Here is a 20281-nt window from a genome sequence, read left to right on the forward strand (position 1 = left end):
CCGGATTGCGCTTCGCTGCATCCGGGCTACGCACCTCCAATCCGGTGAAGATCTAGACTAAACCGGCGCGCCCTTCATCGCGCTGGAGATCACCTGGGCCAGCGTTTCCAGCTGGAAGGGCTTTTGCAGCGCGGGACGGTCGCGATACTCCGGAGGCAGGCCGGACGAGCCATAGCCGGTCGCGAAGATAAAGGGGCGGTTGCGGGCGTTGATCAGCTCGGCGACCGGGGTGATCACCTTGCCATTGACGTTGACGTCGAGGATCGCGAGGTCGAATTCGGTCGATTGCGCAAGCTTGACCGCTTCGCCGATTTCGCCGGCCTCGGCCGCGACGCTATGGCCGAGTTCCTCCAGCATATCGGCGACCATCATCCGGATCATGACCTCGTCCTCTACGAGGAAAACTGAACAGCCCGCCGGCCGTATCGCTGTCATGATGGAATCCTTGCCCGTCCCTGAATTAGGCTCGCAAATAACATTACAGCGCGCAATGCAAACGTTTGGGAATTGGTCCTTTTCCAGCGCGCCACAGCGTTTGCCGCTTGGCCCTGGCCGACCTTGTTGCGCTAGATTTGCCCAACGGCCAACGAGATGTGTTGGCTCTATCAGAGCCCAGATCTGCACCACCCAGACGTTAACCCGCGCATCGTCGCGATTATATGTGGTGCGACCGGGCCGGCGCCAATGCGAAACCGGGCGACGGTTCCTGGCCGGGAACAAAACGCGACGGGAAATTTTTCCTTAACGCGGTATTTCGGATTTCAATGGCATCTAGAGGGCGAGATTCCGCGCTGCTGCCCAGAGACGCTGATGAACATGGCCGTGAACCCCGATCCGACCGAGAAGATGATGTTCCAGCTGACCCTGCGGCGGCGCGGGGTGAGCGATCAGGCGGTGCTGCGCACGATGGAGGAGGTGCCGCGCGAGGTCTTCGTCGATCCGCGCGATCGCAACGAGGCCTATCGTGACAGCGCGCTTGCGATCGCCTGCGGGCAGACCATCAGCCAGCCTTTCGTCGTGGCCTACATGACCGAGCAGCTGCAGCTGCAGAAGGACCATCGCGTGCTCGAGATCGGCACCGGCTCGGGATACCAGGCGGCCGTGCTGTCCCGGTTGTGTAAGCAGGTTCTGACCATCGAGCGCTACCGGACGCTGGCCGACGGCGCCCGCAAGCGCCTCGAAAAGCTGGGCTATTACAATATCGAGGTGCTGCTAGGGGACGGCTTCGACATTCCGGCCGGGGCAGGCGACTTCGACCGCATCATCGTTACCGCGGCGATGGAGCAGATACCGGAGAAGCTGCTGGAGCGGCTCAAACCCGGCGGCATCCTGATCGCCCCGGTCGGGCCGCATCAGGGTATCCAGACCCTCGTCCGCGTGGTGCGGACCGAGAACGGCTTCGACCGCAAGGAATTGGTCGACGTCCGCTTTGTGCCGGCGCTGCCGGGAATCGCGCGCGAATTGTAAATTTGGCGATTTGCTGCTTGGCACCAACGCCTTATTCGCAGGGTTAAGCGGTTATTTACTCGGTACGTGTTTACTCAAAACAGTCTTTTGTTGCGTACGAGTGAGTAACCATGTCTGGGGTTGTTGAGTTGCTTCGCTCGCGTCGCGTGCCGCAGGTTGCGGTGCTGACGCTGATGTCCATGGCTTTTGCCGGTTGCAGCGCCGATATGTCGTCGCGCTTCTCGCAAAACTCCTACTCGCAAAATCCGTTTGCGTTTGATCCGCAGCCGACCGGCACCGTGCAGCAGGCGCCGCCGCCGCGCGAGTTGCCGCAATACGCACGGCCGCGAACGCAACCGCAATATTCGCAATATCAGTCACAGCCGTTGCCGCCGCCGGTCGCAGCAGCGCCGCAGTCCTACCCGGTCGCCAATGCCGGCGTCTCCGGAGGAGGGCGCGGGGTGTCGTCCTACACGCCGGCGCCCGCGCGTCCGCAGATCGAATCCACCGGCACCGTTCCGCATTCGGTCGCAGCAGCCCCTGCCGGGCATAACGGCACCACCATCATCGTCGGCACCAGCGACACGCTGGAAGTGCTGGCGCGCCGCTACAACGTCTCGACCGCCGAGATCCTGCGCGCCAACGGCTACAAGGGACCGCGCGCGCTGTCGCCCGGCCAGCAGCTGGTCATTCCGCGCCCAACCGCATCGGCCGCGGCGCCGGCGATGGCCGCACCTGCGGCGCGTCCCGTCGCCGTGGCAGCCGCGCCTGCCGGCGTCCACTTTGTCAATCGCGGCGACACGCTGCACAGCATCGCGCGCCAGCACCACATTCCCGTGGCCGAGCTTGCCCGCGCCAACAATCTCGACCAGTCGGCCCGGCTGAGCCTCGGAATGAAGCTCGTGGTGCCCGGCGCCAAGACGGCGATGGCGGCACCTGCGCCCGTTGCGCAACCCCTTGCTGCCGCGCCGGTTGCTGCCGTGGCTCCGGCACCGGCGGTCGCAGCCCCGAAGGTCGTTGCAACCGCGCTGCCGCAGCAGAGCGCGCGGCTGGTCCAGCCGACCGCGACGGTCGAACAGCCGGCGGCTGCCGCTGAAGCGCCCGTCGTCACCAAGTCGAGCGAGGCCACCGGCGCATTGCCGACCTTCCGCTGGCCGGTGCGCGGCAAGGTCATCACCGCCTACGGCTCGAAGACCAACGGCAAGGTCAATGACGGCATCAACGTCGCGGTGCCCGAGGGCACGCCGGTGAAAGCGGCCGAAGACGGCGTCGTCGCCTATTCGGGCAATGAGCTGAAGGGTTACGGCAATCTCGTCCTGGTTCGCCATTCCAACGGCTACGTCACCGCCTACGCCCATGCGAGCGAAATCCTGGTGAAGCGCGGCGATACCATCAAGCGCGGTCAGGTGATTGCCAAGTCGGGCCAGTCCGGCGAGGCGGGCTCGCCGCAGCTCCATTTCGAGATCCGCAAGGGATCGTCGCCGGTCGATCCGCTCCAGTTCCTCAACGGCGCATAAGCTACGCGTCGGGACTTCAAGGGACTTCCAAGTCTCACAACAAAGACAGCGGGGGTGGCGCAAGCCTCCCCCGTTTTGTTTTGTCGATTGCCGCGGTGATTAATTGCCGCTCAGCCGCACACCGAGCCGGCCCGCGAGCTCCTGCGTGTACTGCCAGGCGACGCGGCCCGAGCGCGAGCCGCGGGTGGTCGACCATTCGAGCGCCTCGCGCTCGAGTTCGCCGTCGGCGATCTTGATGCCGTAATGGTCGCAATAGCCCTTCACCATCGCGAGGTATTCGTCCTGGCTGCAGCGGTGGAAGCCGAGCCAGAGGCCGAAGCGGTCCGACAGCGAGACTTTCTCCTCGACCGCTTCGCCCGGATTGATCGCGGTCGAGCGTTCGTTCTCGATCATCTCGCGCGCCAGGAGATGCCGCCGGTTCGAGGTCGCATAGAGGATGACGTTGTCGGGGCGCCCCTCGATGCCGCCTTCCAGCACGGCCTTCAGCGACTTGTATGAGGCATCGTTGCCGTCGAAGGAGAGGTCGTCGCAGAACACGATGAAGCGGAAGGAGGAGCTGCGCAGCAGCTCCATCAGGCCGGGCAGGCTCTCGATGTCCTCGCGGTGGATCTCGATCAGCTTCAGCCGGTCGGCCGGCCTGCGGTCGATATTGATGCTGGCATGGACCGCCTTGACCAGCGACGACTTGCCCATGCCGCGGGCGCCCCAGAGCAGCGCATTGTTGGCGGGCAGGCCGTTGGCGAAGCGCTCGGTGTTCTCCATCAGGATATCGCGCATCCGGTCGACGCCCTTGAGCAGGCTGATCTCGACGCGGCTGACGCGCGGCACCGGGGCGAGGCGTCCGTCCGGATGCCAGACGAAGGCGTCCGCGGCGCCGAAGGTCTCGGCCGGATCGAGGGCCGGGGAGGCGTCCGCGAGGCGGCTGGCGATGACCTCCAGGGCGTTCGCGATCCGCTCGGCCGCTGCGCCGTCGAGCGCCGTTACCGGGCGTTTTGTCGCGGCGTTTTCAGCACGCTTGGCGACAGCCTTGGGGGTGGTTTTGCGGGTTGCTTTACTGGTCGTTTTCTTGGCTTTTTTCGGCATTTGTCCAGTTCCTGACGGCGCAGCCTTATCGGGCTGGCGGCGGTCCCGCAAGCGCCCTAAATGAGGGTGCGTTAACGTTGCAATTGGGACCGCGGCCGCTATAGTCCGCGCGAATTTGTCCGGACCGCCATACCGCCCCGAATCCGAGGGCGCTGCCGGTTCTTTCCCGTCTTATCCGAGGATCGTCCGAATGCTGATTACTCCTGCGTTTGCCCAGGCCGGAGCGACTGGTGACACCAACAGCATGTTGATGTCGCTGCTGCCATTCGCGCTGATCTTCGTCATCATGTACTTCCTGATTCTGCGCCCGCAGCAGAAGAAGGTGCGCGACCACGCCGACCTCGTGAAGAACATCCGACGCGGCGACACCGTGGTGACTTCGGGCGGCCTCGTCGGCAAGGTGACCAAGGTGGTCGACGACGACCAGATCGAGTTCGAGATTTCGGACGGCGTGCGCGTGCGTCAGATGCGGCAGATGATCTCGGGCGTGCGGACCAAGGGTGAGCCGGCGAAGGGCGACGCCAAGGACGAGGCGTCCGCGAGCTGATTGCCGCGGAGCCTCTTGCCGAATCTGACAGGTCAATTCGATGTTGTATTTCACGCGGTGGCGAGCGCTGGGGATTATCCTGACAGCGCTGGTGGTCTGCCTGTGCGCCGTGCCCAATTTCTTCCCCGAAGCGCAGGTGAAGACCTGGCCGGCCTGGGCGCAGCGGCGCCTGGTGCTCGGCCTCGACTTGCAGGGCGGCTCGTATCTGCTGCTCGAGGTCGACTCCAACTACGTGAAGAAGGAGAAGCTCGACCAGATCCGCGACGATGTCCGCAAGGTGCTTCGTGAAGCCAAGATCGGCTACACCGGCCTCAACACACGCAACGACGCGGTGGAAGTCCGCATCTCCAAGGAAGGTGACCAGGCGACGGCGTTGTCGAAGCTCCGCGAGCTGTCGCAGCCGCTCGGCGGCCTGCTCGGCTCCAGCGGCCAGCGCAGCCTCGAGGTTGCCGACGCCGGCGGCGGCCTGATCCGCCTGACGGTCCCGCAGGCCGCGATCACCGAGCGCATCCGGCAGACCATCGAGCAATCGATCCAGATCGTCGAACGGCGCGTCAACGAGCTCGGCACGGTCGAGCCGGTGATCCAGCGTCAGGGCACCGACCGCATCCTGGTCCAGGTGCCGGGCCTGCAGGATCCGACACGCCTGAAGGAACTGCTCGGCAAGACCGCCAAGATGGAATTCCGCATGGTCGACAGCTCGGTGTCGCCCGACCAGGCCCAGCAGGGCCGCCTGCCGCCGGACTCCGAGCTCTTGATGAGCGCGTCACCGCCGCCGGTTCCGTATGTCGTCAAGAAGCAGGTCCTGGTTTCCGGAGGCGAGCTCTCCGATGCCCAGCCCGGATTCGACCAGCGCACCGGCGAGGCGATCGTCAGCTTCAAGTTCAATACGTCGGGCGCGCGCAAATTTGCGCAGGCGACCGCCGAAAACGTCGGCCAGCCGTTTGCGATCGTGCTCGACAACAAGGTGATCTCGGCACCCGTAATCCGTGAGCCGATCACCGGCGGACAGGGCCAGATCTCCGGCAGCTTCACCGTGCAGTCGGCCAACGATCTGGCGATCCTGATGCGTGCCGGCGCGCTGCCGGCACCACTGACCGTGATCGAGGAGCGCACCGTCGGTCCCGGCCTCGGACAGGACTCGATCGAGAAGGGCGAGCTCGCGGCCTATGTCGGCTCGATCCTGGTCATCGTGTTCATGCTGATCACCTATCGGCTGTTCGGCGTGTTCGCCAATATCGCGGTGGCGATCAACGTCGCCATGATCTTCGGGCTGCTGTCGCTGCTCAACGCCACGCTGACCTTGCCCGGCATCGCCGGAATCGTGCTGACCGTCGGCATCGCGGTCGATTCCAACGTGCTGATCTACGAGCGCATCCGCGAGGAATTGCGCGGCGGCCGCAACGCGATCTCGGCGATCGACGCCGGCTTCAAGCGGGCGCTGGCGACCATCCTCGACTCCAACATCACCACCTTCATTGCCGCCGCCGTGCTGTTCTACATCGGCACCGGACCGGTGCGCGGCTTTGCCGTGACGCTCGGCATCGGCATCATCACCACGGTGTTCACCGCCTTTACCCTGACGCGCCTGATCGTCGCCGGCTGGGTGCGGTGGAAGCGGCCGCAAACCGTGCCGATCTGAGAGGCCTGTTGTGACACATACCGTTCTCATTGGCCTTGGCATCCTGATCGCCGTCTTGACCGTGGTCGCGGCGCTCGGCCTGCTGCCGTCGCTGCGCATCGTGCCGGACGACACGCATTTCGACTTCACCCGCTTTCGCCGCATCAGCTTCCCGATCTCGGCGCTGCTCTCGATCCTCGCCATCACGCTGTTCTTCACCCACGGCCTGAATTTCGGCATCGACTTCAAGGGCGGCACGCTGCTGGAGGTGCAGGCCAAGTCCGGCACCGCCGACATCGCCGCGATGCGCACGACCTTGAACGGCCTTGGCCTCGGCGAGGTGCAGCTGCAGCAGTTCGGCGGTCCGGCGGAAGTCCTGATCCGCGTTGCCGAGCAGCCCGGCGGCGACAAGGCGCAGCAGGATGCGGTGACGAAAGTGCGCGGCGCCCTCGGCGAATCCGTCGACTATCGTCGCGTCGAGGTGGTGGGACCGCGCGTCTCCGGCGAACTGCTGGCCTACGGCATGATCGGCCTGATGTTCGCGATCATGGGCATCCTGATCTACCTGTGGTTCCGGTTCGAATGGCAGTTCGCGCTCGGCGCCATGATCGCCAACGTCCACGACATCGTGCTCACGATCGGCTTCATGTCGATCACCCAGGTCGATTTCGACCTCACCAGCATCGCGGCGCTGCTGACGATTCTCGGCTACTCGCTCAACGACACCGTCGTGATCTACGACCGCATCCGCGAGATGCTGCGGCGCTACAAGAAGATGCCGATGCCGCAGCTGCTGAACGAATCGATCAACTCGACGCTGTCGCGCTCGATCATCACCCACGTCACCGTGACGCTGGCGCTGCTGGCACTGCTGCTGTTCGGCGGCCAGGCGATCCACAGCTTCACCGCGGTCATGATGTTCGGCGTGGTGCTGGTCGGCACCTACACCTCGATCTTCATCGCGGCGCCGATCCTGATCTATCTCGGTGTTCACACCACGCGGGGTGGAGACGCGGCGCAGGACGCGCCGGCCAAGAAGCCGGACACGGCGGCAGCCAAGAAGTAGCCGGTCATGAGCAACCCCTCGGACGCTCCCCATCTTCCGAGGTCGGCGCCGATCGAGGCCTACGGCAAGGGTGGCTTCGCGTTTGCCGATATGTCGCACCGCGGCTCGCTCTTGTGCCTGCCTGACTCGATCTGGGCCTGGCCGGTCACCAGGCCGCAGGAGATCGACGAATACTCGCTGCAAAAGGTGTTCGCGGCCGCCAACGCGATCGACACGCTGATCGTCGGCACCGGCACCGACGTCTGGGTCCCGCCAAAGGGCTTGCGCGAGGCCCTGCGGGCCGTGCGGGTGGTGCTCGATCCGATGCAGACGGGACCTGCGATCCGCACCTACAACATCATGCTGGGCGAGCGGCGGCGCGTCGCAGCGGCGCTGATCGCGGTGCCATGAGCGCGACGGAGGCACCGAAGGACGGCGCGGCCTTCTGCGCCGATCTGGTGCGGAGCCATGACTTCGTGCGCTACGCGTCGACCTTGTTCCTGCCGGGTCCGGAACGGCGGGCGATGCTTGCGATCTACGCCTTCAACATCGAGGTCTCGCGCGTGCACGAGCAGGTCAGCCAGCCGCTGCCCGGCGAGATGCGGCTGCAATGGTGGACCGACATGCTGGCCGGCGCGGGCCATGGCGGCGTCGAGGGCAATCCGGTCGCGGCAGAACTGCTGCACACGATCCGCAATCACCGTCTGCCGGTCTCGCCATTCTCGCTGCTGGTCGAAGAGCACCAGTTCGATCTCTACAACGACCCGATGCCGTCGCTGACCGCGCTCGAGGGCTATCTCGACGCCACGGCCTCGGTGCTGTTCTCGCAGGCCACGCGCGTGGTGGCGCGGCCGTCGGAGGCGATCGATCACCTGGCCCGTCATGCGGGTCTTGCCCAGGGCATGGCGCAGGTCATCGCTTCGCTCGGCCGCGACGCCTCACGGCAGCAGCTGTTCTTGCCGTTGCAGCTGCTGCAGCAGCACGGCGGCAGCAAGGAGGAGGTGTTTGCCGGCGAGGTGACGCCGAACATCCGTGCCGCGATCGATCAGCTTGCGGACGCGGCCCAGGGTCATCTCAAGACCGCATTCGGACTGCTTGCGGATGTCCCGTCCGGCGTGAGGCCGATCTTTCTGCCGCTCGCTTGCGTCAGGCGCGAGCTGAACCGGGCGAGGAGAGCCGACAACGACCCGTTCCTGCCGAAGCCGGTCTCGCGTCTGCGCACGCTCTGGACGTTGTGGCGAGCCGCGCGCACGGAGGAATTCGGTCGCTAGCTCTGCTCTTTCGGGATGTGCTTGGTGAAGATCCGGATCGTTGCGCCCTTGACCATCGGGCCGCTGTCATAGATGTCGGATGCGATCTGCTCGACCGCGTCGCGCAGCGCAACGAACTGGGCTTGCCGCGCCATGCTCGCCGTTCCGCGCGTGCCGGCCAGCTCGTCCAGCGCGGCGTCGCTGATCTGGCATTCGATTTCCTGGTCGCCGTTCATCATGGTGAATCCAAACGCCAGTCGTTCGGAATCATATCCCCCGATTCGGCCACGGGTGAGTGGCATTAAACTTGTCCCTTGAGCGCGCTACCCCTCGCAAAGAGTGGAGCTTCGCGCCGCGTTTGTCGAGGGCCACGCGCCGAGAAGCGCGCTCTAACCTGTCGGCCGGTCCATCTCGGCGACTTCAAAATTGAAGCGGTCGCGCAGATTCTTGCGTTGCTCGAGGATGTCCTTGAGGAACTCGCGATCGGCGTCGCTGCGCATCATCGGCTCGATCAGGTCGATCTGGTTCATGGCGACGAGCTGCAGGATTTCGGTGCGCGGCTTGCCGGCGGCATCGCGCGGCAGCGCGTGCACGATCTGGATGTGTTCGGGCGGCTTGACGCCCCTGGCCGCGGTAAGCTCATTGCGCAGCGTCTTCTCCAGCGCGGACTGGTCCGCCTCGACGAAGGCATAGAGTCCGACGCCGACGCGCCGGTCGGCAAAGGCGACGATCGCGGTGTCGCGCACCTGCGGATTCTTGCGGATCAGATCGATCAATACCGGGGCGTCGTTGACCAGTCTCCGGCCGCCGCCTTCGCGGTCGGTGAAATTGAAGATGCCGCGGGTGATCGCCTGGTAGACCTTCTTGCCGGTCTTGAGCCAGATGCTGGCGACCGCGGACTTCTTTGCGAGCACCTTACGCTCTTTCGGCGTCAACGCCTCCGGCGCGTAGCTGCGCTTGTGCTTCAACAGATGCCGAAGATCCTCATAGGCGGCGATGCGGAACAGCCGGTTGCGGGTCTTGAAGCATGCGGCAAGCTGGAAGTCGGTGAGGTAGGCGCGGCCATCGCGGCCGACCAGCCAGTTCTGCTCCTTGGCGAGATCGTTGTGGCAGATGCCGGCGCGATGCAGCTTGCGCAACGCGGCCTTGGCGGAACGGAAATAGGCGACATCGCCATGCGGCTTCGCCAGATGCAGCGCCGCGCCGTCGATGAAGCCGCGCACCAGCGCGCGCCGGCCGGCCCACAACAGCTTCGGCCCGACGTCGAGGTCGCGCGCCAAGGTCAGCGCGCGGCGCTCGCGGGAGAACAGATGCAGCGCCAGGCCGAACGACCAGAACGGCACCTGATCGAGCCGGCGCAGCACGCCATCGACCTCGCCGTCATCGGCGCGGAAGCGGCCACGCTCGACGGTCGAGAACACGTCGCGCTTGAGCAGCACGCCCTGGCTCCACCGCACCGACAGGGTGGTGTCATCGTCTTTCGGCAAGCTCATGACTGTCAGGCCGCTGCCGCAACGCGCAGATGCTCTGCGATCCAGTGGTCGAGATCGGCGAGCGCGCGCGCGCTGATCGCCTGCTTCTTGGCGACGGTCTTCTCGTTGCCGCGCAGCCGCGAGCCGTCCGGCTTCTTGGTCGGCGCACTGGCCAGCGGCGGGAACAGACCGAAATTGATGTTCATCGGCTGGAACGAGCGCGACCCGGCCTCGATCGTTTCGATGTGGCCACCGGTGATGTGGCCGAGCAGCGCGCCGAGCGCGGTCGTCGCGGGCGGCGGCGTCAGCGCGGCACCGCGCATGTCGGCGGCGGCGCAGAGGCCGGCGATCAGGCCGACGCTGGCCGACTCGACATAACCCTCGCAGCCCGTCATCTGCCCGGCGAAGCGCAGCCGCGGCTGCGCGCGCAGACGCAGCTGACCGTCGAGCAGCTTTGGCGAGTTCAGGAAGGTGTTGCGATGCAGGCCGCCGAGGCGGGCGAACTCCGCGTTCTCGAGGCCGGGGATGGTGCGGAACACGCGCTGCTGCGCGCCGTGCTTCAGCTTGGTCTGGAAGCCGACGATGTTGTAGAGCGTGCCGAGCTTGTTGTCCTGCCGCAGCTGGACGATCGCATACGGCTTGACGGTCGGGTTGTGCGGATTGGTCAATCCCACCGGCTTCATCGGCCCGTGGCGCAGCGTCTCGTGACCGCGCTCGGCCATCACCTCGACCGGCAGGCAGCCGTCGAAATAGGGCGTGTTGGTCTCCCAGTCCTTGAAGTCGACCTTCTCGCCGTCGAGCAGCGCGGCGACGAAGGCGTCATATTGCTCCTTCGTCATCGGGCAGTTGATGTAGTCCGCGCCGGTGCCGCCGGGGCCGACCTTGTCGTAGCGCGATTGAAACCAGGCCACCGACATGTCGATGGAATCCTTGTGCACGATCGGCGCGATCGCGTCGAAGAATGCCAGCGCGCTCTCGTCGGTCAGCTGCCTGATGGCGTCGGCAAGCGGCGCCGAGGTGAGGGGACCGGTCGCGACGATGACGTTGCTCCAGTCGGCCGGCGGCAGTCCTGCGACTTCCTCGCGGCTGATCTCGATCAGCGGATGTTCGTTCAGCGCCTTGGTGACGGCGGCCGAAAAGCCGTCGCGGTCGACCGCCAGCGCGCCGCCGGCGGGCACCTGGTTGGCGTCGGCCGAGCGCATGATCAGGGAGCCCAGCCGCCGCATCTCGGCGTGCAGCAGCCCGACCGCGTTGTTGGCGGCATCATCGGAGCGGAAGGAGTTCGAGCAGACCAGTTCGGCGCAACCGTCGGTCCGATGCGCCTCAGTCATCCTGTGCGGGCGCATTTCATGCAGCACGGCGCGGACGCCGGCATTGGCGACCTGCCAGGCGGCTTCCGAGCCGGCGAGCCCCGCGCCCACGATGTGCACGGGTTGGGAAGAGGATTGATGCGGTGTCATCGCGCAGCGTTAGCGCGTTTTGATCTCATATGCATCTGAAACCGCACCACAAACGACAACGCCCGCTGTGGAAGCGGGCGTTATCCGTCTAGCAGATGGCTTGCGGCCGATTAGCCGTTGTAGGTGCCGGCGGCAACGCGCGGAATGTCCGAGCGGTCGAGGCCGATATCGGCGAGTTCACGATCGCTGAGCTGGGACAGTTCGCTGACATTGCGCTGATAATCCCGGAAAGCCTGGATCATGCGGATGAGCGAGAGCAACATGGTAGTCTCCTAGTAATTCAGATTCAGCTTTTCTAAAGCTTCATCGTTGAAGTGAATATAGATGATATAGTGCAGTGCGGTAGTTCCGATGTTGCGATGCAGCTAGGCTCAAAACGCATGGCGGCAGTAAGTTCCGGTTAACCGTTTGGCGCATGGAGCCAGGTCCGGTGGACCAAAGTTCCGCAGAGCCGGGCGACGGCGTCAAAAGCTTCTTGAGATCAGTGAGTTAGAAGAATGGTGGTGACTTGAACTACGCTGTTCATATGGTAATTACGGACCGTTCGGTCAAGGGATGGCGCGCGTCTGACGCCAGATCACGGCAGCGTGTTCCATGCGTGATTCGCATGCGGAATATTGCTGTATAAATGATTTAATATTCATAACATGATGGGGTTGCCACCTAGGCAGACGCAGCGTCAATCAGTCGCATTGACCTCGGAGGTAATTTGGTCGTCCTACCCGCTCAGATTTTCGCCTGCCGCGCGAACGCGCTACTGATTATCGGAAGTGCAGCTCGATTGAAGTGAACGTGCCCAGCAATGCTATTGCGGCGCCGCTTCCTTACCGACATGTAATCAAAACACTATGCAACGCATGCGCGATACGCGCGCAGCGCTCATCACGTTTGTATCGCGCGAAGTTCATTCTGAACGGTCTCGGGAACAGCGAATAATCGTTCCGCAGATTCCGCAATCACGCTGGGATCTGTCCAAGAACAACAGATGGATCATCCCATGATTAAGACATTGATCGCTGCAGCCACCGTGGCTGCCGTTGCCTACGCTGTCGCTCCCGCTCAGGCCGCGCATCGTCATCACGCGGGCCTCGGCTGCAGCGGTGCCAATCTCGGCAAGACCGAAGCTGCAGTCGAAGCTATGGCTGACAATGAGGTCAAATTCGCGGCGGAGAAGGAAGTCTCGCTCGCTCAGGACGCGATGCTGAACAACCAGTGGGGTGCTTGCGGCGCGCATCTCAGCAAGGCTGCCGAAGCCAGCATGGCGAAGTAGGTTTTGATCATGGCGATAAGGGCCGATTGCCTGGGGCAGTCGGCCCTTTTTGATTCATCCGTAGCTGGACCGGCTTTGATCGAGTCAGAGCAGAAGGGTGGCCTCGTCCTTGGCTCGCTGCGCCGCTCGAGCTGGTGTGAAAGCGCTACGGAGCTTTGGCGAGTTGGGTGGCGAAGTAGCCGATCGTCTTGGCGTAAACCTCGCTCTTGTTCCACTGCTGGATCACCGCAAAATTCTCGCTGCCGGGCTCCCAGCCCTTGCCCTTCTTCCAGCCATAGCTCTTCAAATAGTTCGCCGTCGACGCCAGCACGTCGGGCACGTTGTGCAGGAGGTCGCGCTTGCCGTTGCCGTCAAAGTCGACCGCGAACTTGATGTAGGACGACGGCATGAATTGAGTCTGGCCGATCTCGCCGGCCCAGGCGCCGCGCATCTCCTGCGGCGGCAGATCGCCGCGCTCGACGATGCGCAAGGCGTCCATCAACTCGGCCTTGAACATGTCGGAGCGGCGGCAGTCATAGGCGAGCGTCGCCAGTGAACGTATGGTCGGAAACTTGCCGGTGTTGACGCCGAAATCGGTCTCCAGTCCCCAGATCGCAACCAGGATCTCGCCCGGCACGCCGTAGGCCTCCTCGATCCGCGACAGCACGGAGCCGTAGCGCTTCATCATGTCGGAGCCGCGATTGAGCCGCGGCGGCACCATGCGGCCCGAGAACTGCTCGAACGTTTGGCTGAACACCTGCTGCGAATGGTCGCGGGCGAGGATCGCCTTGTCTTGCGTGACGCCGGTCAACCCGGCCTGGATCGCGTTCTGCGAAATGCCCTTCGTCGCAGCCTCTTTCTTGAAATCGTCGAGCCAGGATTCGAACGTGCCCGTGCCGCATTGGGCGGCCAGCGCCGACGCCGTCGAGGTCAGGAGCCACGCGCCAATGGCGAGCGTGCGAAAGCAAAGGCGAGAGGTCATAGGCAATTCACTCCGGAGTCTGCGATGTCATCGATGGTCGCGAAGGGCGGCGGGTATGTTCGCGGCAACAGCGGCCAAAACAAGGCTCGTGACCGAGCCGCTTTTTCCTCAGGTAGCGCTGCAAATGCCACGCCAGTTTCACACCCATTTGACGATCCTGAACGACAAACCGCCGGCCGAACATATCGGCCGGCGGTTGCTTTGACGTTTACGAATCCGGGTTAGCGGCGCTTAGCCGCGATCGCCGCGCCGCCACGGAAACAGATTGGCCGGGAAGTCCGCGGCGGGCTTGCGCTCGCGCGGTTCGGGGATCACCGGCCGCGCGTTCGGATCCTTGACGATGACCTCGCGATAGAGATGCCAGGTGGCGTGACCGAGCAGCGGGATCACCACGGCAAGCCCGAGGAAGAACGGGATCGTGCCCAGCACCAGCAGCACCGCGACGATCAGGCCCCAGGCCGCCATCGGCACCGGGTTCTGTGCGACGGCGCGCATCGACGTCACCATGGCTTCGCCAGCGGTTGCCTGGCGGTCGAGCATCATGGGGAAGGCGATCACGCTGATGCAAAGCGCGACGAGCGCGAACAGGAAGCCGACGCTGCAGCCGACCACGATGAGCCACCAGCCTTGCTGGGTGGTCAGCACGCGCGCGGCAAAATCGGGAATGTTGGCCGCGGTCTCATAGCCGAACACCGCCGTGTAGATCGCCTGGGCGGTGGCGATCCAGGTAACGAACAGCGCGAACAGCAGCGTTCCGACCCCGAGCATCGCGCCGAATGACGGTGAGCGGAATACCTCCATGGCATCCCAAGCAGATGCTTCCCCGCCATCCTCGCGGCGGCGGCTCATCTCGTAGAGGCCGATGGCGGCAAACGGGCCGAGCAGGGCAAAGCCCGCGGCCAGCGGAAACAGCAGGGGCAGCACGGAATAGCCGTGCACGGTGCGCGCAAGCACGAGGCCGAGCACCGGATAGATCAGGCAGAGGATGATGGCGTGACTTGGCACCGCCTTGAAGTCTTCCCAGCCGAGACGCAGCGCATGATGCAAATCGGACAGGCCGATGGTGCGGATGACAGGCGCAGACGCGGCGCCTTGTCCGCTCTGCGTCATCGATGTGACATTGCCTTGGTATGACGTGGCCATGGTCGTTGTCTCCCTCTGGGCGGTCGCATCTGGCGCCCGGCACGCGGGCACAAACCTGCCGCCTCTCGAAGCGATCACGAGCAAGCCAGACGCGAAAGACAGAGCAGGGAACTGGCCGTGTCGCGAACTGTAAAACAAGGGTACTCCCAAACCGTGCCAAAAGCACTCACGCTTAAGTGAATGTCGCATTGGCAAGCTATGGAGGGGGCGATAGACTTGAACTGCGACCTCGGTCAGGCGCGCCAAGGCCGTCTGGCCTTCACATCTCAACTCTCTTGGGAGCGAACGATGAGCATTTTTGGAAAAATCATGGGCGCGATCTTCGGCAGTAGCGCCAGCGCCGCGCCCGCCGGCGGAACGGCCACAAGCGCAGCTCCCGCCGGTGGATCCGGCAGCGCATCGTCGTCTCCCGCCGCGGTGCCCGCCGGTGCGGCGCCGGCGCAGTCGGTTGACGTCGCCCCGATTCTCGACAAGGCGGTTGCCGCGAAGGGCGAGAAGCTCGAGTGGCGGACCTCGATCGTCGACCTGATGAAGGCGCTCGACATCGACTCCAGCCTGTCGGCCCGCAAGGAGCTCGCCAAGGAGCTCGGCTACACCGGCGATACCAACGATTCCGCCAGCATGAACATCTGGCTGCACAAGCAGGTGATGACGAAGCTCGCGGCAAATGGCGGCAAGCTGCCCCCCGACATCAAGCACTGACGGGATCATCCTCCCGCGCATAGCCAGGGCTCGCGCCAGCGCGGGCCCTTTTTTATCGACCGGCGAGCATCTATAGATCGGCCAACAACAACGAGGAGAACGCCCATGACTGATCTCGATCGCCGGACGATGCTTGCGACCGGCGCCCTCGCACTGGCCGGTGCCGCCGCGCAATCCGCGCCGGTCCATGCCGAGGCCGCGCCAAAGGCGATGTTTCCGGTCGCGGCCGTGACGATCCCGATCGTCGGCGCCAGCGAGGTGTTTCAGGTTCGCCGCATCTACTGCATCGGCCGCAACTACGCCGCGCACGCGATCGAGCGTGGTTCGGACCCGACGCGCGAGCCGCCGTTCTTCTTCCAGAAGCCGACGGATGCGATCCAGAATGTCGCGATCGGCACCGTCGCCGATCATCCCTATCCGTCGCTGACCAAGAACTATCACCACGAGGTCGAGCTGGTCGCCGCGTTGAAGTCCGGCGGCACCAATATTCCGGCCGACAAGGCGCTCGATCACGTCTATGGCTACGCGCTCGGCCTCGACATGACGCGGCGCGATCTGCAGAACGGCATGGCCGCGGAGAAGAAGCCCTGGGAGATCGGCAAGAGCTTTGACCATGCCGCGGTGCTCGGGCCGATCCATCCGGCTGATAAGACCGGCCATTTCACGCAAGGGGCGATCTCGCTCGCGATCAACGGCACGGTGCGACAAAGCTCGGATCTGAAGAACATGATCTGGAGCGTCGCCGAGCAGATCGCAAAGCTGTCCGAGGCATTCGAGCTGAAGGCCGGCGACATCATCTATTCCGGTACGCCGGAGAACGTCGGCCCTGTGGTCAAGGGCGACGTGCTGCTGTGCAAGCTCGAGGGCCTGCCCGACATGTCGATCAAGATCGTCTGACGAACGCGGGCAAAAGCGTTTTCGAGCGAAGTGGATACCGGTTCGCGTAAAGAGAACGCGTCATAAGGAGCGGCTAGAGCCCCGTTCCGATTCCATCGGAACGGAACGGGCTCTAGCCGGCAAGGTCCGCGTATTCCGGATGCTTGTCGAGGTAATCCACCACGAAACCGCAGCCGGCGATCACCTTGCGGCCGTCGGCGCGGATCAGCTCAAGCGCACCCTTGACCAGCTCCGATGCGATTCCGCGGCCGCGCAGGGCGTGCGGTGTTTCGGTATGGGTGATGATGACGACCGCGGGCGTCCGCCGGTAGTTCGCAAAGGCTGTGCCGGCCTCGGTGTCGAGCTCGAAGCGGTTTTGATCCCTGTTGTCGCGCACGGCGGTCATCGCAAAATCCCGGTTGATTGACAGGCCCTGATGTAAGCGTGTGAACCCGCCGGTGCAAAGCCGCGACCAACCCGCAAATTGGCATTTGTGGATTGACGATATGCGCATTTTGGCCTGCCTGACCGCCGTATTGCTCGGCGCCGCCCTGACGCTTCCAAACCCGCCGAAAGCCGCCGCCGGCGACGATCCGAACTGGCAGACCTGCGTCGGCCTGACGACAGCGCCCGGCGACCGCGTGGCCGCCTGCACCACGGTGATCGACGGCAAGACCGAGACCGGCAAGCGGCTGGCCGGCGCCTATTGAATCGCGGCCATGGGCTGACCGAGAAGCGCGAGCTCGATGCAGCGCTCGCCGACCTCAACGAGGCCATCAAGCTCGATCCCGCCTATGCCTGCGCCTACACCAATCGCGGCCGCGTCTACGCCTTCAAGCGCGATCTCGATCATGCGATTGCCGATTACGACGAGGCGATCCGCATCGATCCGGCGTTCGCGCTGGCCTACAACAATCGCGGCGATGCCTGGCTCAACAAGGGCGATCTCGACCGCGCGCTGGCCGATCTCAGCCTCGCCATCAAATACAATCCGCAGCTCGCCACCGCCTACGGCAATCGCGGCTTCGTCTACTACCGCAAGCGCGACGCTGCGCATGCGATCGCCGACTTCACCACGGAGATCAGGCTCGAGCCCAACGTGCTCGCCTATATCAACCGCGGCAATGTCTATCGCGATACCGAGCAGCTCGATCGCGCAGCCGCCGATTACGGTGAGGCGGCGAGGATCGCGCCGACCGATGCGCGCGGCTGGCGCAACCGCGGCATGATCCGTCTCTATCAGGGTGACAACAAGGGCGGGCTCGCCGATTACGACAAGGCGCTGCAATACGATCCGAACGACGTCTATTCCTGGAATAATCGCGGCCAGGCCAAGCTGCGGCTCGGCGACAAGAAGGGTGCGGCGGCCGATTTCCGCAAGGCGCTCGAGCTGCAGCCCGATCTGCAAAGCGCCAAGGGGGCACTGGCGCGGCTCGGTGGGGCCCGGTGACACCCTGCCGGCCACGATCGCCGCTGCCGCGTCGCACACCCGCTGGACGGGCCTTGCGGACGGATGCAGTTCGATTAGGTTTGATGTCAGACATACGCCCCTGATGCGGCCGGATGGTCGTCTGGTACGGAGTGGCGGAGCCGGCCGCCGAACGTATGCCTCTTGTCGGAGGAGGTTCGTCATGTCGGACAATCGTTTCTTCAACACACACCGTCCCTGGGAGGACTGGGTCGGCATGCTGCTCGGCGTGCTGATCATGGTCTCGCCCTGGTTTCCGATGCAGGTGAGCGGCGCCGTCGATATCGAGCGCAGCCACCTCGTCCTCAACAGCTTCATGGTCGGCATGCTGGTGCTCGGCATCGCCCAGCTCGAATATGTCGCGCTGCACCGCTGGGAGGAGGTCGCAAGCATCCTGCTCGGCCTCTGGCTGATGGCATCGCCCCTGGTCTTCGGTTATGCCGAGGACCACTGGCTGCAGTTCTGGCACATCCTGCTCGGCGCACTGGTCGCCTTTATAGGCGCGTTGCAGCTGTGGCAGGACTGGAACCTGAGCGAGCAGGAACTCGCCAAGCACCCGCAGTAGCGGCCTGGGCAGAAAACAACGGGTTGGCCGCCGCCGGCGCGCGGTATCATCGGGGTGCGCCCGGCGGGCCTTGCCGAAGGCGGCGGCTTGGCGATAAACCAAGTGGGACCGACCCCTTGCGGCGCTTGAAGACGCCCGGTTCTGACCGAGGAAATACCCGATGACCGTCCTGACCTTGCCCTGTCTGTTGTGCGTATCGGCGGGGCGGCAATGAGCGGGACGGCTGCTGCCGCTCCGCGCGGCGGGATCGCGCGGGTGTCGCGCCGGGTGATGAACCTCGCCTACATCCTGACCCAGAACGCCCGCCGCCACGGGGATCGACCCGGCTTCATCTGGAACGAGAAGGCCTGGTCCTGGCGTCACATCGACCAGAACGTCTCGGCGCTGGCGGCGGCGCTGGCCGCGCGCGGCATCGTCAAGGGCGACCGCATCCTGGTGCATTCCAAGAACTGCGACGAGATGTTCTGGTCGATGTTCGCGGCCTTCCGGCTTGGCGCGGTGTGGGTGCCGACCAATTTCCGCCTGATGCCGGACGAGGTCGCCTATCTCGCGGAAGCCTCCGGCGCCAAGGCATTTCTCTGCCACGCCGACTTCCCCGAACATGCCAAGGCGGCCGCCAATCCCGCGCTCGAATTCGTCTGGCGGATCGGGGAGGAGGGCACGTTCGGCGAGGCGACCGTCGGTGATGTCATCGCCAGACACGCCCGCGCTGTGGTCGAGAACGTTGCCGTGGACTACGACGATCCCTGCTGGTTCTTCTTCACCTCCGGCACCACCGGCCGCTCCAAGGCCGCCGTCTTGACCCATGGCCAGATGGCCTTCGTCATCACCAACCATCTCGCCGACCTGATGCCCGGCACGACGGAAGAGGACGCCTCGCTGGTGGTGGCGCCGCTGTCGCATGGCGCCGGTGTGCATCAATTGGTGCAGACTGCGCGCGGCGTGCCGACCATCCTGCTGCCGTCGGAGAAGTTCGACATCGCCGAAGCCTTCCGGCTGATCGCCAAGCATCGCGTCAGCAACATGTTCACGGTGCCGACGATCCTGAAGATGATGGTCGAGCATCCCGCCGCCGACCAGCACGACCATTCCTCGCTGCGCTACATCATCTATGCCGGCGCGCCGATGTATCGCGAGGACCAGAAGGCGGCGCTGCACAAGCTCGGCGGCGTGCTGGTGCAATATTTCGGCCTCGGCGAGGTCACCGGCAACATCACGGTGCTGCCGCCCGGCCTGCACGATCCCGAGGACGGGCCGCGTGCGCGGATCGGCACCTGCGGCTTCGAGCGCACCGGGATGCAGGTCTCGATCCAGGACGACGATGGAAGCGAGCTGAAGGCGCACGAGACCGGCGAGATCTGCGTGATCGGTCCCGGCGTGTTCGCGGGCTATTACGACAATCCCGAGGCCAACGCGAAGGCGTTTCGCGACGGCTGGTTCCGCACCGGCGACCTCGGCCATATGGACGAGGAGGGTTTCGTCTACATCACCGGCCGCGCCTCCGACATGTACATCTCGGGCGGCTCCAACATCTATCCGCGCGAGATCGAGGAGAAGCTCTTGACGCATCCCGCGGTCGGCGAGGTCGCGGTGCTCGGCGTGCCCGATCCGTTCTGGGGCGAGGTCGGCGTCGCCGTCTGCGTCGCGCGCGAGGGCACCGAGGCGGTCGCGGAGGCGGAGCTTGCCGCCTATCTCGCGCCGAAAGTGCCGCGCTACAAGATGCCGAAGCGCTTCTTCTTCTGGGAGGCGCTGCCGAAGTCCGGCTACGGCAAGGTGCCGAAGCGGCTGATCCGCGACGAGCTCGAGGCGCGCGGGCTGCTCGAGGTGATCGCCAAATCGACGGGCGCGTGAGGCG

At 64.6% G+C, this 20281-nt stretch carries 24 protein-coding genes; 15 read left to right on the forward strand and 9 right to left on the reverse strand.

All coding sequences use genetic code 11. The features are described 5' to 3' along the window. Positions 1-57: 57 nt before the first annotated feature. On the reverse strand, positions 58-435 hold the full coding sequence (locus tag XI02_RS21545; RefSeq protein ID WP_026192734.1) for a response regulator: 378 nt from the start codon (positions 433-435) through the stop codon (positions 58-60). Between the two features lie 375 nt (positions 436-810). On the opposite strand from XI02_RS21545, the gene XI02_RS21550 reads away from it, so the two are divergent. Both XI02_RS21550 and XI02_RS21555 read left to right on the forward strand, forming a co-directional pair. Beyond that, positions 811-1467, forward strand: a complete 657-nt coding sequence (locus XI02_RS21550) for a protein-L-isoaspartate(D-aspartate) O-methyltransferase (RefSeq protein ID WP_016846889.1) — start codon at positions 811-813, stop codon at positions 1465-1467. A gap of 110 nt (positions 1468-1577) precedes the next feature. Then, positions 1578-2963 (forward strand): LysM peptidoglycan-binding domain-containing M23 family metallopeptidase, encoded by a 1386-nt coding sequence (locus XI02_RS21555; RefSeq protein ID WP_026192736.1) that lies wholly within the window; start codon positions 1578-1580, stop codon positions 2961-2963. A gap of 99 nt (positions 2964-3062) precedes the next feature. Here the strand turns inward: XI02_RS21555 and XI02_RS21560 are convergent, their stop codons facing one another. Beyond that, positions 3063-4046, reverse strand: coding sequence for an ATP-binding protein (locus XI02_RS21560; RefSeq protein WP_172648022.1), 984 nt, complete (start codon positions 4044-4046; stop codon positions 3063-3065). A gap of 190 nt (positions 4047-4236) precedes the next feature. Between XI02_RS21560 and yajC the strand changes: the two genes are divergently transcribed. Genes yajC through XI02_RS21585 form a run of 5 tightly spaced genes read left to right on the forward strand, consistent with a single transcriptional unit; the run spans position 4237 to position 8530 of the window. After that, entirely contained in the window at positions 4237-4593 is a 357-nt protein-coding gene (yajC, locus tag XI02_RS21565) for a preprotein translocase subunit YajC (RefSeq protein WP_026192737.1), read from the forward strand. Positions 4594-4633: 40 nt separating this feature from the next. After that, a complete protein-coding gene (secD, locus tag XI02_RS21570; protein WP_016846892.1) occupies positions 4634-6235 on the forward strand; it encodes a protein translocase subunit SecD in 1602 nt (533 codons plus the stop codon). Between the two features lie 10 nt (positions 6236-6245). Next, entirely contained in the window at positions 6246-7280 is a 1035-nt protein-coding gene (gene secF / locus XI02_RS21575) for a protein translocase subunit SecF (protein WP_172648021.1), read from the forward strand. Positions 7281-7286: 6 nt separating this feature from the next. Continuing rightward, on the forward strand, positions 7287-7670 hold the full coding sequence (locus XI02_RS21580; RefSeq protein WP_038387097.1) for an Mth938-like domain-containing protein: 384 nt from the start codon (positions 7287-7289) through the stop codon (positions 7668-7670). Then, on the forward strand, positions 7667-8530 hold the full coding sequence (locus XI02_RS21585; protein ID WP_172648020.1) for a phytoene/squalene synthase family protein: 864 nt from the start codon (positions 7667-7669) through the stop codon (positions 8528-8530). The genes XI02_RS21580 and XI02_RS21585 overlap by 4 nt, the downstream gene beginning before the upstream one ends. Here XI02_RS21585 and XI02_RS21590 read toward each other — a convergent pair. The 4 genes from XI02_RS21590 to XI02_RS21605 form a co-directional block, all read right to left on the reverse strand. Then, the gene (locus tag XI02_RS21590) at positions 8527-8745 is read right to left on the reverse strand and encodes a DUF1488 family protein (protein WP_245164004.1); all 219 of its coding nucleotides are present in this window, start codon (positions 8743-8745) and stop codon (positions 8527-8529) included. The genes XI02_RS21585 and XI02_RS21590 overlap by 4 nt on opposite strands. A 153-nt stretch (positions 8746-8898) precedes the next feature. Further along, the gene (locus XI02_RS21595; protein ID WP_069278408.1) at positions 8899-10002 is read right to left on the reverse strand and encodes a serine/threonine protein kinase; all 1104 of its coding nucleotides are present in this window, start codon (positions 10000-10002) and stop codon (positions 8899-8901) included. A 5-nt stretch (positions 10003-10007) separates the two neighbouring features. Beyond that, entirely contained in the window at positions 10008-11441 is a 1434-nt protein-coding gene (gene trmFO, locus XI02_RS21600) for a methylenetetrahydrofolate--tRNA-(uracil(54)-C(5))-methyltransferase (FADH(2)-oxidizing) TrmFO (protein ID WP_069278407.1), read from the reverse strand. 110 nt (positions 11442-11551) lie between these two features. Next, on the reverse strand, positions 11552-11704 hold the full coding sequence (locus XI02_RS21605) for a DUF1127 domain-containing protein (RefSeq protein WP_016846063.1): 153 nt from the start codon (positions 11702-11704) through the stop codon (positions 11552-11554). Between the two features lie 722 nt (positions 11705-12426). On the opposite strand from XI02_RS21605, the gene XI02_RS21610 reads away from it, so the two are divergent. After that, positions 12427-12711, forward strand: a complete 285-nt coding sequence (locus tag XI02_RS21610) for a hypothetical protein (protein ID WP_057018525.1) — start codon at positions 12427-12429, stop codon at positions 12709-12711. Between the two features lie 145 nt (positions 12712-12856). Here the strand turns inward: XI02_RS21610 and XI02_RS21615 are convergent, their stop codons facing one another. After that, on the reverse strand, positions 12857-13672 hold the full coding sequence (locus tag XI02_RS21615; protein ID WP_038381100.1) for a lytic transglycosylase domain-containing protein: 816 nt from the start codon (positions 13670-13672) through the stop codon (positions 12857-12859). Between the two features lie 55 nt (positions 13673-13727). On the opposite strand from XI02_RS21615, the gene XI02_RS21620 reads away from it, so the two are divergent. After that, positions 13728-13877: a hypothetical protein gene (locus tag XI02_RS21620; RefSeq protein WP_172648019.1), complete on the forward strand. Its 150-nt coding sequence runs from the start codon at positions 13728-13730 to the stop codon at positions 13875-13877. Between the two features lie 26 nt (positions 13878-13903). Here the strand turns inward: XI02_RS21620 and XI02_RS21625 are convergent, their stop codons facing one another. Then, positions 13904-14815, reverse strand: coding sequence for a DUF2189 domain-containing protein (locus XI02_RS21625; RefSeq protein WP_016846067.1), 912 nt, complete (start codon positions 14813-14815; stop codon positions 13904-13906). 288 nt (positions 14816-15103) lie between these two features. On the opposite strand from XI02_RS21625, the gene XI02_RS21630 reads away from it, so the two are divergent. Both XI02_RS21630 and XI02_RS21635 read left to right on the forward strand, forming a co-directional pair. Further along, a complete protein-coding gene (locus XI02_RS21630) occupies positions 15104-15517 on the forward strand; it encodes a DUF3597 domain-containing protein (RefSeq protein ID WP_038387103.1) in 414 nt (137 codons plus the stop codon). A 105-nt stretch (positions 15518-15622) separates the two neighbouring features. After that, positions 15623-16414 (forward strand): fumarylacetoacetate hydrolase family protein, encoded by a 792-nt coding sequence (locus XI02_RS21635; protein ID WP_172648018.1) that lies wholly within the window; start codon positions 15623-15625, stop codon positions 16412-16414. Positions 16415-16526: 112 nt separating this feature from the next. Here the strand turns inward: XI02_RS21635 and XI02_RS21640 are convergent, their stop codons facing one another. After that, a complete protein-coding gene (locus tag XI02_RS21640; protein ID WP_038381101.1) occupies positions 16527-16799 on the reverse strand; it encodes a GNAT family N-acetyltransferase in 273 nt (90 codons plus the stop codon). A gap of 100 nt (positions 16800-16899) precedes the next feature. Between XI02_RS21640 and XI02_RS45435 the strand changes: the two genes are divergently transcribed. The 4 genes from XI02_RS45435 to XI02_RS21655 all read left to right on the forward strand — a co-directional run bounded on the left by XI02_RS45435 (position 16900) and on the right by XI02_RS21655 (position 20277). Then, positions 16900-17103, forward strand: coding sequence for a hypothetical protein (locus tag XI02_RS45435; protein ID WP_244980684.1), 204 nt, complete (start codon positions 16900-16902; stop codon positions 17101-17103). Further along, complete coding sequence (locus tag XI02_RS21645; protein WP_244980683.1) at positions 17100-17843, forward strand: lipopolysaccharide assembly protein LapB; 744 nt, start codon at positions 17100-17102, stop codon at positions 17841-17843. The genes XI02_RS45435 and XI02_RS21645 overlap by 4 nt, the downstream gene beginning before the upstream one ends. Before the next feature lie 181 nt (positions 17844-18024). Continuing rightward, positions 18025-18426, forward strand: a complete 402-nt coding sequence (locus XI02_RS21650; RefSeq protein ID WP_016846072.1) for an SPW repeat protein — start codon at positions 18025-18027, stop codon at positions 18424-18426. 210 nt (positions 18427-18636) lie between these two features. Then, positions 18637-20277, forward strand: a complete 1641-nt coding sequence (locus XI02_RS21655) for an acyl-CoA synthetase (RefSeq protein WP_075968960.1) — start codon at positions 18637-18639, stop codon at positions 20275-20277. The last annotated feature ends 4 nt before the right edge of the window (positions 20278-20281 follow it).

This window comes from Bradyrhizobium sp. CCBAU 21365 (genome assembly GCF_015291305.1).
Taxonomy (GTDB): domain Bacteria; phylum Pseudomonadota; class Alphaproteobacteria; order Rhizobiales; family Xanthobacteraceae; genus Bradyrhizobium; species Bradyrhizobium elkanii.

Bases quoted from the DNA above. Each gene is read 5' to 3' on its own strand.
- XI02_RS21545 (WP_026192734.1), bottom strand. From the start codon at position 435: ATGACAGCGATACGGCCGGCGGGCTGTTCAGTTTTCCTCGTAGAGGAC.
- XI02_RS21550 (WP_016846889.1), top strand. From the start codon at position 811: ATGAACATGGCCGTGAACCCCGATCCGACCGAGAAGATGATGTTCCAG.
- XI02_RS21555 (WP_026192736.1), top strand. From the start codon at position 1,578: ATGTCTGGGGTTGTTGAGTTGCTTCGCTCGCGTCGCGTGCCGCAGGTT.
- XI02_RS21560 (WP_172648022.1), bottom strand. From the start codon at position 4,046: ATGCCGAAAAAAGCCAAGAAAACGACCAGTAAAGCAACCCGCAAAACC.
- yajC (WP_026192737.1), top strand. From the start codon at position 4,237: ATGCTGATTACTCCTGCGTTTGCCCAGGCCGGAGCGACTGGTGACACC.
- secD (WP_016846892.1), top strand. From the start codon at position 4,634: ATGTTGTATTTCACGCGGTGGCGAGCGCTGGGGATTATCCTGACAGCG.
- XI02_RS21580 (WP_038387097.1), top strand. From the start codon at position 7,287: ATGAGCAACCCCTCGGACGCTCCCCATCTTCCGAGGTCGGCGCCGATC.
- XI02_RS21585 (WP_172648020.1), top strand. From the start codon at position 7,667: ATGAGCGCGACGGAGGCACCGAAGGACGGCGCGGCCTTCTGCGCCGAT.
- XI02_RS21590 (WP_245164004.1), bottom strand. From the start codon at position 8,745: ATGAACGGCGACCAGGAAATCGAATGCCAGATCAGCGACGCCGCGCTG.
- XI02_RS21595 (WP_069278408.1), bottom strand. From the start codon at position 10,002: ATGAGCTTGCCGAAAGACGATGACACCACCCTGTCGGTGCGGTGGAGC.
- trmFO (WP_069278407.1), bottom strand. From the start codon at position 11,441: ATGACACCGCATCAATCCTCTTCCCAACCCGTGCACATCGTGGGCGCG.
- XI02_RS21605 (WP_016846063.1), bottom strand. From the start codon at position 11,704: ATGTTGCTCTCGCTCATCCGCATGATCCAGGCTTTCCGGGATTATCAG.
- XI02_RS21610 (WP_057018525.1), top strand. From the start codon at position 12,427: ATGGATCATCCCATGATTAAGACATTGATCGCTGCAGCCACCGTGGCT.
- XI02_RS21615 (WP_038381100.1), bottom strand. From the start codon at position 13,672: ATGACCTCTCGCCTTTGCTTTCGCACGCTCGCCATTGGCGCGTGGCTC.
- XI02_RS21620 (WP_172648019.1), top strand. From the start codon at position 13,728: ATGTTCGCGGCAACAGCGGCCAAAACAAGGCTCGTGACCGAGCCGCTT.
- XI02_RS21625 (WP_016846067.1), bottom strand. From the start codon at position 14,815: ATGGCCACGTCATACCAAGGCAATGTCACATCGATGACGCAGAGCGGA.
- XI02_RS21630 (WP_038387103.1), top strand. From the start codon at position 15,104: ATGAGCATTTTTGGAAAAATCATGGGCGCGATCTTCGGCAGTAGCGCC.
- XI02_RS21635 (WP_172648018.1), top strand. From the start codon at position 15,623: ATGACTGATCTCGATCGCCGGACGATGCTTGCGACCGGCGCCCTCGCA.
- XI02_RS21640 (WP_038381101.1), bottom strand. From the start codon at position 16,799: ATGACCGCCGTGCGCGACAACAGGGATCAAAACCGCTTCGAGCTCGAC.
- XI02_RS45435 (WP_244980684.1), top strand. From the start codon at position 16,900: ATGCGCATTTTGGCCTGCCTGACCGCCGTATTGCTCGGCGCCGCCCTG.
- XI02_RS21650 (WP_016846072.1), top strand. From the start codon at position 18,025: ATGTCGGACAATCGTTTCTTCAACACACACCGTCCCTGGGAGGACTGG.
- XI02_RS21655 (WP_075968960.1), top strand. From the start codon at position 18,637: ATGAGCGGGACGGCTGCTGCCGCTCCGCGCGGCGGGATCGCGCGGGTG.